The sequence below is a fragment of the Deinococcus multiflagellatus genome (genome assembly GCF_020166415.1).
Classification (GTDB): Bacteria; Deinococcota; Deinococci; order Deinococcales; family Deinococcaceae; genus Deinococcus; species Deinococcus multiflagellatus.
In genome coordinates this window covers 20,804-35,150 of record NZ_JAIQXV010000029.1, presented here as the reverse complement: position 1 = coordinate 35,150, position 14,347 = coordinate 20,804, and the positions used below count along the sequence as shown (strand labels likewise).

17 protein-coding genes are annotated in these 14,347 nt (G+C 69.4%); 9 read left to right on the top strand and 8 right to left on the bottom strand.

The annotated features are described in order from the left end of the window. Positions 1-282, top strand: a 282-nt coding sequence (locus K7W41_RS22065; RefSeq protein WP_224612597.1) for a hypothetical protein, incomplete at its 5' end; no start/stop codon positions are given. A gap of 14 nt (positions 283-296) precedes the next feature. Next, on the top strand, positions 297-719 hold the full coding sequence (locus K7W41_RS22060; protein ID WP_224612596.1) for a hypothetical protein: 423 nt from the start codon (positions 297-299) through the stop codon (positions 717-719). Between the two features lie 190 nt (positions 720-909). Here the strand turns inward: K7W41_RS22060 and K7W41_RS22055 are convergent, their stop codons facing one another. Further along, a complete protein-coding gene (locus K7W41_RS22055) occupies positions 910-1,281 on the bottom strand; it encodes a hypothetical protein (protein ID WP_224612595.1) in 372 nt (123 codons plus the stop codon). A 268-nt stretch (positions 1,282-1,549) separates the two neighbouring features. Here K7W41_RS22055 and K7W41_RS22050 point away from each other — a divergent pair, with 268 nt between their 5' ends. Next, positions 1,550-1,915 carry a hypothetical protein gene (locus K7W41_RS22050; protein WP_224612594.1) on the top strand — a complete coding sequence of 122 codons (366 nt, stop codon included), beginning with the start codon at positions 1,550-1,552 and terminating at the stop codon, positions 1,913-1,915. 419 nt (positions 1,916-2,334) lie between these two features. Then, positions 2,335-3,000 (top strand): hypothetical protein, encoded by a 666-nt coding sequence (locus tag K7W41_RS22045; RefSeq protein ID WP_224612593.1) that lies wholly within the window; start codon positions 2,335-2,337, stop codon positions 2,998-3,000. A gap of 79 nt (positions 3,001-3,079) precedes the next feature. Here the strand turns inward: K7W41_RS22045 and K7W41_RS22040 are convergent, their stop codons facing one another. Continuing rightward, positions 3,080-4,078 (bottom strand): excalibur calcium-binding domain-containing protein, encoded by a 999-nt coding sequence (locus tag K7W41_RS22040; protein WP_224612592.1) that lies wholly within the window; start codon positions 4,076-4,078, stop codon positions 3,080-3,082. Beyond that, entirely contained in the window at positions 4,075-4,359 is a 285-nt protein-coding gene (locus tag K7W41_RS22035; protein WP_224612591.1) for a DUF3006 domain-containing protein, read from the bottom strand. The genes K7W41_RS22040 and K7W41_RS22035 overlap by 4 nt, the downstream gene beginning before the upstream one ends. Before the next feature lie 180 nt (positions 4,360-4,539). Here K7W41_RS22035 and K7W41_RS22030 point away from each other — a divergent pair, with 180 nt between their 5' ends. Then, positions 4,540-5,127 (top strand): SMI1/KNR4 family protein, encoded by a 588-nt coding sequence (locus K7W41_RS22030; RefSeq protein WP_224612590.1) that lies wholly within the window; start codon positions 4,540-4,542, stop codon positions 5,125-5,127. On the opposite strand, the gene K7W41_RS22025 is transcribed toward K7W41_RS22030, so the two are convergent. From K7W41_RS22025 to K7W41_RS22015, 3 genes are all read right to left on the bottom strand, one after another. Beyond that, positions 5,124-5,876: a DNA/RNA non-specific endonuclease gene (locus tag K7W41_RS22025; RefSeq protein WP_224612589.1), complete on the bottom strand. Its 753-nt coding sequence runs from the start codon at positions 5,874-5,876 to the stop codon at positions 5,124-5,126. The genes K7W41_RS22030 and K7W41_RS22025 overlap by 4 nt on opposite strands. Positions 5,877-6,109: 233 nt before the next feature. Continuing rightward, positions 6,110-7,147, bottom strand: a complete 1,038-nt coding sequence (locus tag K7W41_RS22020; RefSeq protein WP_224612587.1) for a WD40 repeat domain-containing protein — start codon at positions 7,145-7,147, stop codon at positions 6,110-6,112. A gap of 331 nt (positions 7,148-7,478) precedes the next feature. Then, positions 7,479-7,793, bottom strand: a complete 315-nt coding sequence (locus K7W41_RS22015) for a hypothetical protein (RefSeq protein ID WP_224612585.1) — start codon at positions 7,791-7,793, stop codon at positions 7,479-7,481. 103 nt (positions 7,794-7,896) lie between these two features. Between K7W41_RS22015 and lexA the strand changes: the two genes are divergently transcribed. Genes lexA through K7W41_RS22000 form a run of 3 tightly spaced genes read left to right on the top strand, consistent with a single transcriptional unit; the run spans position 7,897 to position 10,030 of the window. Further along, positions 7,897-8,535, top strand: a complete 639-nt coding sequence (gene lexA, locus K7W41_RS22010; RefSeq protein WP_224612583.1) for a transcriptional repressor LexA — start codon at positions 7,897-7,899, stop codon at positions 8,533-8,535. 2 nt (positions 8,536-8,537) lie between these two features. Beyond that, entirely contained in the window at positions 8,538-9,791 is a 1,254-nt protein-coding gene (locus tag K7W41_RS22005; RefSeq protein WP_224612581.1) for a DNA polymerase Y subunit UmuC family protein, read from the top strand. Then, complete coding sequence (locus K7W41_RS22000) at positions 9,788-10,030, top strand: DUF6504 family protein (RefSeq protein ID WP_224612579.1); 243 nt, start codon at positions 9,788-9,790, stop codon at positions 10,028-10,030. Before K7W41_RS22005 ends, K7W41_RS22000 begins: the two co-directional genes overlap by 4 nt. Here the strand turns inward: K7W41_RS22000 and K7W41_RS21995 are convergent. After that, positions 10,021-10,269, bottom strand: coding sequence for a hypothetical protein (locus tag K7W41_RS21995; RefSeq protein ID WP_224612578.1), 249 nt, complete (start codon positions 10,267-10,269; stop codon positions 10,021-10,023). The two genes, K7W41_RS22000 and K7W41_RS21995, sit on opposite strands and share 10 nt — an antisense overlap. An 8-nt stretch (positions 10,270-10,277) precedes the next feature. On the opposite strand from K7W41_RS21995, the gene dnaE reads away from it, so the two are divergent. Next, complete coding sequence (gene dnaE / locus K7W41_RS21990) at positions 10,278-13,439, top strand: DNA polymerase III subunit alpha (protein WP_224612577.1); 3,162 nt, start codon at positions 10,278-10,280, stop codon at positions 13,437-13,439. 625 nt (positions 13,440-14,064) lie between these two features. Here dnaE and K7W41_RS21985 read toward each other — a convergent pair. Further along, positions 14,065-14,310: a hypothetical protein gene (locus K7W41_RS21985; protein ID WP_224612576.1), complete on the bottom strand. Its 246-nt coding sequence runs from the start codon at positions 14,308-14,310 to the stop codon at positions 14,065-14,067. Positions 14,311-14,347 lie beyond the last annotated feature (37 nt).

Here is a 14,347-nt window from a genome sequence, read left to right as displayed (position 1 = left end):
CTGGGCCTGGTGCTGGCCATGATCGCCTCGGGGTGGGTGAGCTACCGCAGTCGGCAGAACAAGGAAAAGGGCGTGCCCAGCGACGTGCTGGCTGAACTCAGCGCCGTGCTGGCCCAGGTGGCGGCGCAGGGCCCGGCCGTGCCGCCCAGTCCGGCCCCGGCGGTCCCTGCCGACCCGGACGCCCTGCGGCCTATCACGCCGGACGAGGTGCAGCGCACCCGGGTGGACTGGCCCGCACCGGCCTGGACGGACGATGCGCCGCTTGATCCAGGGCCCCGGTGAAGGCGGGTATTCTGGTGGCGGCCCTGCGTCGCCGGCTGCGGTGGCCCTGGGCCTGGCGTAAGGTCCTGGCCGGACACACCGTCTCCCCCGTGCGCCTGGGCGGGTGGCGCTGCGACGATCAGATGGACCTGGTGCACCTGCCCATGCCCACGCACCCGGAGCCCTACCCGATCACCACGGTGCTGGTGCCAGGGCTGTACGCCGCCCTGAAGGTGCTGCGCCCCCGCCTAGACCAGACCTATCCCGAACAGGAGGGCACGCTGCACCGGGACGAGGCAGGCCAGCCGCACACCCTGCACCTGCTGGGCCGGGACTGGCCCGTGACGTTGGTGGAGACGAGCGCCGCGCTGGAGGTGGAGCTGGACCTCCCCGGGCCCGTGTTTCTCCAGGCCGTGGACGAGGCGCTGGAGACGCTGGCGGGTCCTCGTGTCCTCTGACCGGCCCGCGCCCCGGTCCATGACCCCGGGGGCGCCGTATGCCTGCCCCCAGCGCCGGTGCCGACGCCCCCGACCGCCGAGGACCTGCGCCGGGGTTATCAGGACGTCCCCTTGCCTGGCGGGGGCACGGTGCGCCGCCCGCTTGGGGGCTGAGCAACCGCGGCTGGCGGCCGGACGGGCGCGGCGTTGCCTAGGGGCGCGGCTCGATCACCGATCTTTCGGCGTGCTGCGCCTGCATGGCCGCCTGGATCACCACATCGTACCAGCCCACCAGGCGCCGCCGGTCTGAGGGTTTTCGGGCCCAGCCGCCCCGTGGCCCCTGGACCAGGATCACCACGTCGGGCACGATCTGGCGGGGCTGCGCGCAGGCCACCGCCACGTCATCCAGGATGAGCATGGGCCGCCCGCCGGCGGTGCCGGAGGCCAGCGGCACAGTGCGCGTCACGCCCCCCAGGGTCACGGTCACCTGTCCAGGGCCCGCCGCGCGCACCTCCAGGCGGGGTTGCACCAGCCGCCCCCGCCAGCTCAGGCGATGGCGGGGGCCGAAATACAGGGTGTGCATGAGGCCAGCGTACTTTCTTCAGGGGCGTGATGGGGCTGCAGGCATGGTCAGAACCGCCGCAGTGCCCCCACTGGTGGGGGCGGCCAGGCGGCCTGGGCTAGGGTGACGCCGATTTCTGCATGACCAGCACCTCTGACCGCAAGTTTACCTACCACGAGCCGGTGCTGATCTGGCACCACCCCCGCACGGCACCATTGAGGCCGGGGTGCAGGAGATCCGCTACCTGCGCCCGCCCCTGGCCGAGTATGTGGGCGACTTGGCCTAGTACGTGCGGCAGAACGGCCAGCTGCTGCCACGCGGCGACGCGGGCCGCTGCGCCCGGCTCGTGCGGCAGGGTGAGGGCCAGGGGCGCCCCCTCCCGCCCGGCTTCGTGGCCCACCTGCAGGTGGGGCGCCGGCGCTTTGCCCTGACGGCTGAGCAGGTGCAGGCGCTCGAAGCGGAACTGGCCCGGGTCCAGGCCCTCCCACTGGGGCAGGCCGTGGCCGCCCAGCGCGCTGCGCTCGCCCCTACGCCGATCCGGGCCGTGGCGGTGAACCGCCGCGCCCCGACGCCCATTGCCCCCCAGGTGCGCGTGACGGCGGCCGTCAACTGGGCCCGCCTCACCGGCGAGCCCCAGGTGCTGGCCGCACCCTGATCATCCTGCGCGCCGGTGGGCGCGCGGGGATTACTGAATGATCACGAAGTTTTTGTGATTTTGCCGCTCCCTCTTCGGGAATTCGTCGGGGTCCTGGCCAAAAGAGTACGCAGTATGCGGATTCTGCGCACTTCGTCCCAGACGGGGATTTTCTCTAAGCGGGTGTTTTCGGGTGAATGTGGTTACGACCTGGTGATGCACTGCAGCGACCAGACGGCAAAACTCTGGATTGACCGCCACGTTATACGCCCGGACCCGAACACCCTGTGGGCGCTGTTACCGGACTCTGTCAGCCCACTTTTCAAGTGCGGCCGGCCGCGCTTCAGCGCCGCTGACCCTTGCGCTTGGCAGCCATCACTCCTGGCTCAAGCGGTCATCTGAGGCGGAGTTGAACTTCAGCCTCCTCTACCCTGGGGCCCATGACGCCGAACAAGCGCGCCCCTGATGGATCAGGCGCCCCGCCTGCCGCGAACCCAGTCGACCGCCTGCCCGTGTGGGCCCAGGTGATCATCGGTTCCGTGGTGTTGGTCGGTGGCGTCATCGCGTTCGGCAGCAGGTTGCAGGCCGAGGCCAACGGCCCTGGCTGGAACGGCACCACCCGGTACGCCGAAACCCGCGTGCATGTGCTGCCTCTCGAAGGCGGGGACAAGATTCTGGTCGTGGCCTCGGATGGTGATGAGGGCGAACGCGCCGTGGGCCGGGGGGAGCGCCATCCCCTCCTGCTCCTGAAGTGCGCGCCAAGACTCGCGGCCTTCCTGAATCAACCCGGCACGGTCCTGATGACCCCGGAGCAGATCAAAAGCGGCAAGGTTCCGGCGCGCTGGCGCGAAGGAGGCGGTGAGTGGAAGCCCCTGATTGCCAAAAGCAAGCTGCCGGGCGGCGCCACTGTGGAGAGTACGGTCTATCTCGACGTGAATCCCTGGGGACGCGCCATGCTGGCGGGGAAGGCCAGAACGGAGATCTCGCTGCCCGAAGCCCCTGGCGGAGACGTGCGGCTGTGGATCGAACCTGAAGGCATCGGAGACGCCTACCGCGATGTGCTGGGCAGGTGCAAAGCCGCCGGCCAGAAGGGCGTGGGGCCTTGACGGGGACCGGGAGAGGTTGACCGGCCGTGACGGCCGCCAAGCCTCGACCAGACCCTGCCTGACCGGCGCCCGCGCTGAACTACTCGCAGGCGACACCGTCCCCGTCGCGGTCGAGGTGACGGCCATACCCCGGTTGCCCAAGCCGCAGGGGCGTCACTCCGGCGGCCCTCGCCGCCGCACAACTGCGGTAGTACGGCGCGGGTTGAGGGGCAGGGGCCGGCGTCGCCACGGGCTTGCGGCTGCCTGCTGTTCCTGTGCCTTTTTCGGTGGTGATGATGAACTGACCAGTTCTTTGCACCGTGACGGTCACGGTGCCGTTTAAATCGGTGCGGTAGATGCCAGCACCCGCCTTTTTGTACAGACTCAGCGCTTCCGCGGTCGGGTGACCGTAATTATTTGGGCCCACGCCAATCACGACATTCTCTGGCCGGACGGCGGCGAGCCAGCGGGCATTGTCGCCATTCTTTGCCCCGTGGTGAATGCTCTTGTACACGTTCACCGGGCCCAGGAAGCTCGCTGGGTAAGTTTTCAACCACGCGTTCGTCTCTGGCGTTTCGCTGTCTCCCGTCAGGAGGGCGCGGAACGAGCCGTATTGAATCAGCAGGCCGATGGAGTTGACGTTCTGCTCGTCTTTCGGCAAGCCGGGGGGCGGCGGAATCACCGTGAGCTTCACGCTGCCCAGGTTGATCACCTGCGACTTGGCCAGGAGGCCCTGCGTGCCGGCAGCCCGTACCGCTCCTGTCAGCTTCTGCCAGACCTGTGTCGTCAGTGCGAGGCCGTTATTCAGAAAAAAGCGGGGCCTCAGCGCCTGCACCGCGGGCACCAGACCGGTGATGTGGTCGGCGTCTCCGTGGCTGGCCACCACGAGGTCCAGCGAAGCCACCTTGTACTGCTTCAGAAGGGCCTGCATCCGAACTTCGCTGCGGCCGCCGTCGTACAGGACGCTCTTGCCTTCTGGGCTGGTGATGAGCACCGCGTCGCCCTGCCCCACATCCAGGAAGCGGATGGTGAGGACCCCCGTGCCCTGAGCACTGGCCAAGCCCAGCGACAGCGCCGCCAGAGTAAACAGCCGCCTCACAGGTCCAGCGCCCCGTCTGGAGATGCCGCATTCAGCGTGTCCAGGTCCTGCTGGGCCTGCGCCCGCCGGGCCCGCGTCGCCTCGTGATCGATCTCCATCTCGAGGTCGCCCCCATCCACGGTGACCCGCACCAGGTCGCCTTCGCGGACCCCACAGGGCAGGCTCGCCAGCGGCCAGTCTTCGGTGGCGCCGTTCTCCCGCTCCACCCGGGCGAAGCGGCCTTCAATCGCATCCACGATCAGCGTGCCCGTCAACACGGGCTCCAGGGGCTCATCCGGCATGCCGCACCGTACCGCATGGAGATGAGGGTGTCCCCGCCAGTAACCGTGGCCATCCCCATGACGCTGGCCGGCACCTGGACAGCGGCAGTGGCCGCGAGCAGGGGCAGCCTCAAGAGGCGCCCAAGTCCAGCGTACTGGGCCACACCGGCACGTGACCACCGCCCGCTACGCTGAAAAGCCATGAGTCCCTCTGCCTTTGCTGCTGCCCTCCAGGCCCGGGTGCCCGCCCTGGCCGCCCCACTCCGTCCCCCGGCCAGCCCTGCTGACTTCCAGGCAGCGGAAGCGGCCCTGGGCCGGCCCCTCCCGGCGCCCGTCCGTGACGCCTACAGCACACACGACGGCCAGGACGGCGTGGTCCCCGGGGTGATGTTTGGGATGACCTGGTTGCCTTTGCGACGCGCCGTGCAGGAGCACGCGACCTGGATGGACCTGGCCCAGGACGACACCAGCCTGACCAGCGAGCCGGAAGGGGCGATCAAAGCCGTGAGCTTCTCGCGCGGTTGGCTTCCCTTCGCCACAGACGGCGCCGGCAACGGGCTGGCAGTGGATCTGGACCCTGGCGCGGCCGGCACGACCGGCCAGGTGATCACGTACGGGCCAGACGAGACCACCCACCGGGTGGTGAGCCCCGACCTGGGTGCCTTCCTGGGCTGGGCCGCCCGTGCCGCCCAGGCCGGTGACCTGAGCCTGCACGGCGACGACGCCCAATTTCAGGGGGCGTCGTCGTTTCTCGATGCATTACGGCAGCTCCCGCTGCCGCTGGCTTAGCTGCACCCCTTGCTGATCAGCCAGCTCACGGCCTGCTGACGGTACGTGGTGCCGTTCGGACCGCCGTACGCGGTGTTCGTAAAGGTGCGGGTAAACGTGTCGCCGCCGATGGTCATGGAGAGCGTCCACGTCGAGGGCGTGTTCGTCGTGGTGTTGGGGTACGTCACGCTGGCCTGATAGGTCAGGGCGCCGTTCGCCAGGCGCGTGCATTTGGCGGCCTGGTTTTCAATCTGGGCGTAATTCCCCCGATTGAAATTACTGTCCTGGGGGACCATATTCGCCCTTCTGCCCCAGCCGCCGAGCTGCGAGCCGACCAGGTGCCCGCCGTCGTACCCGTCCGGATGGTCGAGGTTCCCCACGCTGGCCTGGCAGGTGGTGTCGCGCGCCGCCGCCGTGATCGGCGGCAGGTACCGGTACGCCGATTTGGGTCGGCCTTCGCCGTCGATGTAGTAATACCCGCCGTTGATCGTGTGCCAGGTGTTGCGGTCCGCCGCCGCAAACCGGGTGGGGCACCCGTCCGCCAGCTGGGCGCTGAGGGCGTCGTGGTTTTGATACCCCATCCCGTAGGCCGCAAAAAACGCCTCGGCCTCCCGCGGCGTCATGTCCTGGGTGCGCTGGGCCAGGGCCGCCTCGCCACCCACACTCTGCATCAGGCGGTCATAGGGGGCAGCCGTGGCGACCGGGGCCGGCGACGGCGAACAGGCGGCCAGCAGCAGGCTGGCCAGGAGCAGGGCGGCGGGTTGTTTCATGACACCAGTCGAGCACTGAATTGTAAGCACGGCGTCAGTTTAGGGCGATTCTTCCACTGGGTTGGGCATGACCTGGGGGTGTCCCATGCTGGTGCGCCGCGAGGACGCCAGGGAAGACCGGTTCAGCTGGGTGGCCAGCTGGTGCCCAGGACTGGGGTGAAGCGCCGGTGGTGACCATGCACAGGCAGAGGGGCGCGGCGCCGGACCGTGTCCGGTGAGCCCCGCTCGCGCGTTCAGGGCGTGACCTTGAACTTGAGCACGGTGGCGACATAGATGGAGGGGGACCGGTCGAAATACTGGTCGGTCAGCACGGCGACGAGGCCTCGGCCATCGGGCGTGAAGGCCAGGGCGTCAAGCCTGCTCTCGGCCCGCGTCACGGTTTGCAGCAGCTTGCCCGTGGCCGCATCGAACACCTGGAGCACCTGCCCTGACGCGTGGTCGGTGATTTTCGGCTGGGACCGGGCGAGGCCCACCACGATCTTCTTTCCATCCGGGCTGAAGGCCAGCGCACTCACCTGCGCCGCCGTAGGCAAGGTGAAGTTCACCTTGCCGGTGGTCACGTCAATCACCTGAAGCTGCTGCTCCCCCAAGGCGATGAAGCGCCCGTTTGGGCTGAACACCGCGTCGTAGACCTGGACAGCGACCTTGGACGGAATCTCCCGGACGGTCTGCCAGGTCTTGGGGTTGACCACACTCAGGCCCGCCGCGCTCTTGGTGACCAGGACCGTGCCCTGGGGAGAAAAGGCCAGCGGGAAGCGCAACGCGGCTTGAGCGGGCAGGGCAAGCGGGCGCGTCGCTTTGGCCCGGAGGGCCACCGTGGGGTCGTGGCCACCGTTGGCGGCCATGACATAGGACCCATCAGGAAAGGGCGCGAACCGGCTGTATTCCGGGCTGTCGGGCAGGGGCTCAAAGGGCTCGCGCGCCTTGCCGGTCGCCGCATCCACGAAGTTGACCCCCGTCCGGAAGCCGAAGCCCGTGACCAGCGTGCGGCGGTCAGGCAGAAAGCGGAAGTTCAGCGGCGCCTCCAGGGGCAAGATCTTCAACTGCCCCGTCTGGACATTCAGGAAGGCCAGATGCGAGGAGCTTTTCTCCTTGTCCGTCAGGCCGACATAGGCCATGGCCATCCAGTGGGCGTCCGGGCTGAGGACCGGGTAATTGATGTAATCGGCTTTGAGCCGCTGCAGTTGCTGGGCCGGGCCGAGGAAGGCTGGGGCAGACAGGGCGGAGCCCAGCAGGGCGGCGCCAGTGAGCAGCCAACGGTGCAGCGCCATCAGGCGTGGCCGCGCCAGAGGTTGGACGACACGGGCATCAGCGGGGCCAGGTCTGGCACGGTCATCAGAGGATCCACGTTCAGAGAAGACGTCGGGCACTGAACTGTAAGCATGGACCCAGTTTAGGCGACCGCGCTGGGCGGAGTACCCATCCAGGCGGCCAGCGCCGGGCCATGCGCCGCCCTGGCGGATGCTCCGGGCCGCCACGAGTCCGCCTGGACTGGGTCCGATGAACAGGGTTGTGCGGGGCGGGCAAGGACACCGCCAACGCCGAATACTACTGGACGTGGAATTTACCCCGCCCTGCCCCGACGACCGCCCGGTCTGCCCCTTACTCCGGGCCTAGATCCAGGCCCTCGAAGGCGCCGGCCAGCACTTCGCCCACCCGCTCGCGGATCACCCCGGCCTTTTCGCTGAAGGTGCCACTCAGGCGAATGTCGTTGGCCTTGGCCACCGTCAGGACCACGCCCGTCTGCGTCCCATAGAGCTCTTGCAGCGCGGCCGTGACCTCGCCTTCAAGCGCGCGCACCACCCGGGTCATGTCGGGGGCCGGCTCCTTAACCGGTTTGCCCTTTTCATAGCGCATCCTGGGCGCCGGCTGGGCGAGGCGAATTTCTATGGCGCGAACCTGAGTTCCTGGTTCCATAAAGCCCTCCTCTGGATGGGCGGGCTTGACGCCCAATCCTGGTGTCGGTCACTATACGTCAAACTATCGAAGGAATCTTCGATAGTTCTGGAGAGACCTGACCATGCCCCCCCGCCTGACCCCCCTACGACTGACCCTGCTGCGCCTGATCGCGCGCCTCACCCGTGAAGGGGGCGGGCCGCCCAGCGCCGCCGAACTTGCCCGCGCCGCCGGGCTCGGCGAGCCCACGGTCTCGTTCCACCTCAAGGCATTGACCGAACTCGCGCTGATTGAGCGCCAGGGCGCCCGGGGCCGCCTGCTGCTCACCGACGCCGCGCGCCTGGCCATTCAAGACGGCATCCCGATTTACGGCCAGATCGCCGCCGGGGCCCCGATCCTGGCCGAGCAAAGCCCCGACCATGTGACCCCATCCCTGGATTCGCTGCTGGGCGTGAAAGAGGGTGACTTCCTGCTTCAGGTGCGCGGCGAGAGCATGGTCGGCATCGGTGTCATGGACGGCGATTACGTGCTCGTGCGCCCCACGCAGGAAGTCCTGGACGGGGAGGTGGCGGTGGTGTTGATTCCCGGTGACAATGCCGCGACGCTCAAGCGGCTGTATCACTTCGGCCCCGACATCATTCTGGTGAGTGAAAACCCGGCGATGGCCCGCATGTCCTACCCGGCCGGCGACGTGCAGGTGCAGGGCCGGATGGTGGCCCGCATGGGCATGGCGGCGCCGCGCCCCCTGAACCGGAGGCCCTGAGTATGACCGGGCGCAAGCTGAGCACCATCGCCTGCGTCCTGCTCTCTCCCTGGCCGCTGGTGCACGTCCAGCGCCAGCACCCTGGCGTGCCGGTGGCGGTGCTCAACGAAGCCAGGCGCGTCATTCAGGCCTGCCCCTTGGCCCAGGGGCTGGGGGTGCAGCCCGGCCTGCGCGAGGTGGCCGCCCTGTCGCGCTGCCCGGACCTGCACGCCGAGGTGGTGCCGGCGCCGGAAAGCCGCGCCATCTGGGCCGAACTGCTGGAGCAGCTCTATGCCCGCTACAGCGACCGGGTAGATGGCCAGCGGCCAGGGGCCGCTTTCCTCGTGCTCTCTGCCCCGGCGGCGCGCGACCTTGCGGCCGCGCTGCACGCCCCCGTCGGTCTGGCCGGCAGCCGCGAACTGGCCCACCTGGCGGCCCTGCGTGCGAAGCCCGGTGAAGTGCGGGAGGTCGGCAGCGGCGCCGCCGAGCAGGCATTCTTGCGGCTGGCACCCCTGGCCCATCTGGGTGCGCTGGCGATTCCCCCGGCGACAGCTGAAAAGCTCCACTTTCTGGGCTTGCAGGACCTCGGCGGCCTGATGGGCTGGAGCGCCGCTCAGCGGGAGAGTTTTCTGGGTGTGGACGTGGGGAAGCGGGTCAACCGCTTCCTGAAGGGGGAGCGAACCAACACCGTCGAGAAGTATTCGCCTGGCCAGATCTTGGAAGCCAGTTTGTCCTTTGACGCCCCCCTCACCGAACCGGCGCAGGGAGACGCGGCGCTGCGTGACCTGGTACCGGCGCTGGTCACCGACCTGCGCGGCCGCCTCGCAGCCACCCTCACTGTGCAGGCCGAGACGCTGGGCGGCACGCTGAACGCGACCCGGCAGCTGAAGTGGCCGCTGGACGAGGCCGCCCTGGTCCGCGTGGCAGGTCTGGCGTTGGGCGACACGGGCGCGCTGCCCCTGGGCGTGGACCGGCTCAGGGTGCAGCTGGGGGGCCTCGCGCAGCCCAGCCGCATGGTGGGCCTGTGGGCGGGGCTCGCCGAACTGGAGGTGACCAAGACCGTGTTAAGTCGCTTTCCCGAGGCGCTGGTCCGGGTGGAGTGGCTGGACCCGTATGCCTACGCCACTGACGCCCAGTACGCCTGGGTGGACTGGGTGACCGGGCAGGTGTGCCCAGGCCGGATGACCCCCCACCCACTGACCGTGCCGACCAAGGCCGTCCGGCACGACCGCGCGGTGCAGCGGGTGTTGGCCTTTTTTGAGGGCCACGACGCATGAAGGCCGTGGGGCAAGAAGTGCAGGTGGACACCCAGGACGGCGCGCCCCACCGGCTGATCTGGGCCGGCCAGGCGTACCCCGTGCAAGCCGTAAGCGACGAGTGGCGCTTTGGGGGGCGCTGGTGGCTGGGCGAGCCCGGGCGCACCTGCTACCTGGTGCAGGCCGCGGGACTCACCGCCGAGCTTCACCGCGAGGACGGCGAGGGGGGGCGCTGGTGGCTGGCCCGGCTTCAGGACTGATCCAAGACTGGGGCGTGCTGCAGGGCGCTGGCGTCCGCGAGCACCTGACTGAGTTCCCCCAGGTGCCGCACCGCGACCCAGGCGCGGCCGGTCCAGACCTGCAGCTGCGCGCCGGCTCCCCGGAAGTGCAGCAGGCCCACGACCGCGACGGGCTGCTGGTCCTGGGCCGCCCAGCTGACCGCGTCCCGCCCCACCCCGAAGGCACGTTTCAACTCGGCCAGCAGCTTCTCCCGGGTCACGGCCTCATATGACCACGCCGAAGGAGCTGGATGCACTCCTGGCTTGCCAATCCTTTTTCAGTGAGGGCCGCAGCACCGTCAGCCCCCGCCGGCTGGTGGGGGTGGCCGCCCGCGCGGGCTTCGCCACTGTCGGCCTGGCCGACTGGTGCAGTGTGGCGGGCGCCGTGGAACTGTGCGATGAGGCCCAGGCGCAGGGGCTGCAGGCCATCATCGGCGTGACGCTGCCCGTGCAGTTCCCCAGTCCACCCCGGGCGAGTGCCCCCACCGAGGTTTTTCCCCTGGTGCTGCTGGCGCGGTCCAGGGAGGGCTACACCACGCTGTGCGAGCTGATCACGATGGTCAATCTTCAGCACCCGGAGGGCCTGCCCCTGGACGCGCTGCGCGAGGTGGGCGGTCAGGCCCAGGACCACCTGATCTGCCTGACTGGTGGCCGTCAGGGCTTTCCCACCGTCCTGGGCGAGGCCCGCGACCTGGCGCGGGCGGCCATGTATCTGCGCCTGCTGCGGAGCATTTTCCGGTTTGCGCTGTACGTGCAACTGGCGCATGACCAGGCCCCGCAGGAACGCCGGCGGCTCAGTCTGCTGCGCGGCCTGGCCCGTGACCTCGAACTGCCGGTGGTGGCGGCGCCAGAGGTCTGTATGGCCGAGGCCGCCGACTACCCACTCCTGGACGCCCTGACCTGCGCCCGGTTGGGGATCGACGTGCAGACCCCCCACCCCGAGCGGCCCCGCAACGACGCGCGGCAGGTGGGCACCCCTGGGGGCTGGGCGGGGCTTCTCCCCTTCCCGGATGCCCTGCTCAATGCCCAGACCCTGGCGGGGCAGTGCGCCCTGCACCTGCCCCCCGAACGCCTGCACAGCCCCGAGCCCACCCTGCCGCCGGGCCAGACCGCACAGCAGGCGCTGGAGGACCGGGTATACGGCGCGCTGCCCGACCGGTATCCAGAAGATCAGCGCCGCGTGGCCACCGAGCGCCTGCGCGCCGAACTCGACACCGTGGCGGAACTCGACCTGGCGGGCTTTTTCCTCACGGCCAGCGAGGTAACCGACTACTGCCGGGCCCACGGCATCCTGGCGGCCGGACGGGGGAGCGCGGCGGGCAGCGTGCTGTGCTTCCTGTTGGGCATTACCCTCAGCGACCCGCTCAAGCACAACCTGCTGTTTGAACGCTTCCTCCACACGGGGCGCACCTCCATGCCTGATGTGGACATTGACATTGCCAGTTCCCGCCGCGATCAGGTGCTGCGCTGGGTGGAAGAGCGCTGGGGGCTCTCCGGCGCGGGGGAGGCGATGGTGGCCAACCGCATCACCTACCGCCTCCCCTCCGCCGTGCAGGACCTGGGCCGCGCGCTGGGGGTGCCCCCGGAGCTGCGCGACCGGCTGAGTCGGGCCCTGGGGCGAGACTACCGGCATCACCGCCCGCACCGCGCCCGGGAAGCGGCAGAGGTCTTCACCGAGGTCCTGGGGGAGGCCCCCGTCAAAGAGGCTTTGCTGAACCTGCTGGAGCGGATCGAGCCCCGTTTTGTCCGGCATCTGGCGCCGCACAGCGGCGGGGTGGTGCTCAGCCGTGAGGCCCTGACCGCCTACAGCCCGCTGACCCGCAGCTCCGGCGGCATCCGCATGCTGACCTTCGATAAAGACGATGTCGAGGCGTTGGGATTGATCAAGCTCGACCTGCTGGGGTTAAGGATGCTGGGCGCACTGGAGCGGGCCCGGGAAGAGGTCCTGCGCCTGACCGGGCAGTGGCTGCCCTACGGCGAGCTGCCCGATGACCCCACCGTGTGGCGCGAGATCGGCACGGGCGACACGATGGCGCTGTTTCAGATCGAGTCCCCCGCCCAGGTGCAGATGACCGCCCGGCTGCAACCCCGCGACCTGACCCAGCTGGCCCACCAGATTGCCCTGATCCGCCCCGGGCCGATCCAGAGCGGCACCGTGCATCCGTATGTCCGGCGGGCCCGGGGTGAGGAACCCATTCCGGAGTTGCCCGAACCCCTGGCCACGATCCTGGCGCCCACGCACGGGACGCTCTTGTTTCAAGAGCAAATTTTACGGATCGCGGTGCACTACGCCGGAATGACCTGGCCAGAGGCCGACCGCTTCCGGTCCAGGCTGACCAAGGTAGAGGATGAGGCTGAAAAGGCCCAGCTGCGGGAGGCGTTCGTGGACGGTGCGGCGGGCACCACCGGGGCCTTTCCTTGGGAAGCGGAAGCGGTTTTCGGAACCTGCGCGGCCTTTCGGGGCTACGGGTTCGCAGAAAGCCATGCCCACGCGTTCGCCGCCCACAGCTACGCGAGCGCGTACCTGCGCCGCCACCACCCGGCCGCCTATTTCGCGGCGTTTTTGACGGAAGCCCCTGGGATGTGGCCCGCCAGCACGATTGCGGGCGAGGCCCGCCGCCGGGGGGTCCGCCTGGCGCCGGTGTGTATCAACCGCAGTGGGGTGAACTACCGCGCCGAAACGGCGCAAGTTGTCCGTGTCCCGCTCTGCGCCGTTGCAGGGGTCAGCGAGGACACGGCCCGCCTGATCGTGCAGGAGCGGCTGGTGGGGGGCAAGTTCCTGTCGCTGGAGGACTGCTACGACCGGGTGGCCTTGACGAAGGACGCCCTGGAGGCGCTGGTCAAGGCTGGCGCCGTTGATGCGGTGGACGCCCGGAAGAACCGGCGCGAAGCCTACTACGTGCTGACCACGGTGGCGCATGCCCGGCCGCCGGGCACCCGGGCGCTGCTGGCGCCGGATATCCAGGCGCCAGACCTGCCCCAGCTGGACCTGGATGAGCAGGCGGCACTGGACCTGGCGTTGACCGGGACCACCGCCACCGGGCGCCATCCCCTGGACGCGCACCGGGCGCGGCTGCGCGACCTGGGCTGCGCGGCATTGGCCAGCCTGAAACATGGCGCGACCGTCTGGGCCGCCGGGGTGGTGGTGGCGCGGCAGCGCCCTCCGACGGCCAAAGGGTTCGCCTTTTACGTCCTGGAGGACACCACCGGGCGCGTGCAGGCCGTGATCAGCCCCGACCTGTGGGAAGCGCACCGGGTCTTGCTGCGGGACGCGCGGGCCTTGATCGTGCAGGGCCAGGTCACGCGGCTGAGTCGCGCGGTGACGCTGCGGGTGGACCGGCTGGCCGAGCTGCCGCTGCGCCAGGGGGGCGAGGCGCAGGCGGCGGACTGACGCGCCGCCGTCAGGGCCTCCGTTCAACTTGGCGGCTCTGGGGCTAGGGCCAACGGCGGCGCAGCCAGGTTCCCACCAGCAGGGCGCCCAGCCCCATGGCGCGCACGCCGCCCCCAGGCGCACCACCCCAGTGTGGCTGGCTTGGGTCTCCCAGAGCCCCGCCACGATCAGGCCCAGAAAGGGAATGTACAGGCACAGCACGGTCAAGGTGGCCGCGACGAGCAGCGTGAGGAGCGTCACGCCCAAGGTCAGCAGTCCCGCGCCGAGTCGACGCGTCATCCTGACAGCCTACCGGACGAGGAGGGGTGAACCGGTGGTCCAGGGAAGGGGCTTGCCTGGCGGGCCGGTCCTCCGCCACCGGTGCAGAGCCCGGACCGGCAGGGTGGGGAAGGCGACCAAGCGGGTACGTCAGCGCCACGGTGTGCAAGAACCTGCCCGTGCGCGTGACTGCCAAGTTCCCGATCCAGGCAAAGGTGGGGTCGTTTGCCCGCGTGGTGTACAACGGCGACGTCCTGAGCAACGTCGGCATCCGCAATTCGGGGGTGGCCGCTGCTGCATCGGCCCCGGCGACAACCACCACACCCCGCGCCCCCTCGGCCGACGCAGCGAACCTAACCAGCCCCAGCTATACGGCCACCCTGACCGACTGCGTGGTGGGCTCGGACGGTACAGCAGTGTGCACCGAAAAAGTAAAGGGGCGGCCGCCGCTGCGCGATCGGTCTTCCAGAATCCAGTGGCGAAGCGCCAGAGTCTGGTCTTCGCCAGCTGGCAGAGGGTCGCACAGCACCTGCTGCGCGGCGCCGCGCTCGGTCAGCGCCCAGCCCTCGTGTTCACATAGGTGGCCCAGTGTGGTGGCGAGAGGATCACTCACCCTAGCGCGTCACCCACCGCTCAAAAGCTCAGCGGCC

Coding starts and splice junctions, on each gene's coding strand:
- K7W41_RS22000 (WP_224612579.1), top strand. CDS start 9,788: ATGAAGGCCGTGGGGCAAGAAGTGCAGGTGGACACCCAGGACGGCGCG.
- K7W41_RS22035 (WP_224612591.1), bottom strand. CDS start 4,359: ATGCCGGATGAGCCCCTGGAGCCCGTGTTGACGGGCACGCTGATCGTG.
- dnaE (WP_224612577.1), top strand. CDS start 10,278: ATGACCACGCCGAAGGAGCTGGATGCACTCCTGGCTTGCCAATCCTTT.
- lexA (WP_224612583.1), top strand. CDS start 7,897: ATGCCCCCCCGCCTGACCCCCCTACGACTGACCCTGCTGCGCCTGATC.
- K7W41_RS22020 (WP_224612587.1), bottom strand. CDS start 7,147: ATGGCGCTGCACCGTTGGCTGCTCACTGGCGCCGCCCTGCTGGGCTCC.
- K7W41_RS22055 (WP_224612595.1), bottom strand. CDS start 1,281: ATGCACACCCTGTATTTCGGCCCCCGCCATCGCCTGAGCTGGCGGGGG.
- K7W41_RS22015 (WP_224612585.1), bottom strand. CDS start 7,793: ATGGAACCAGGAACTCAGGTTCGCGCCATAGAAATTCGCCTCGCCCAG.
- K7W41_RS22030 (WP_224612590.1), top strand. CDS start 4,540: ATGAGTCCCTCTGCCTTTGCTGCTGCCCTCCAGGCCCGGGTGCCCGCC.
- K7W41_RS22025 (WP_224612589.1), bottom strand. CDS start 5,876: ATGAAACAACCCGCCGCCCTGCTCCTGGCCAGCCTGCTGCTGGCCGCC.
- K7W41_RS22045 (WP_224612593.1), top strand. CDS start 2,335: ATGACGCCGAACAAGCGCGCCCCTGATGGATCAGGCGCCCCGCCTGCC.
- K7W41_RS22005 (WP_224612581.1), top strand. CDS start 8,538: ATGACCGGGCGCAAGCTGAGCACCATCGCCTGCGTCCTGCTCTCTCCC.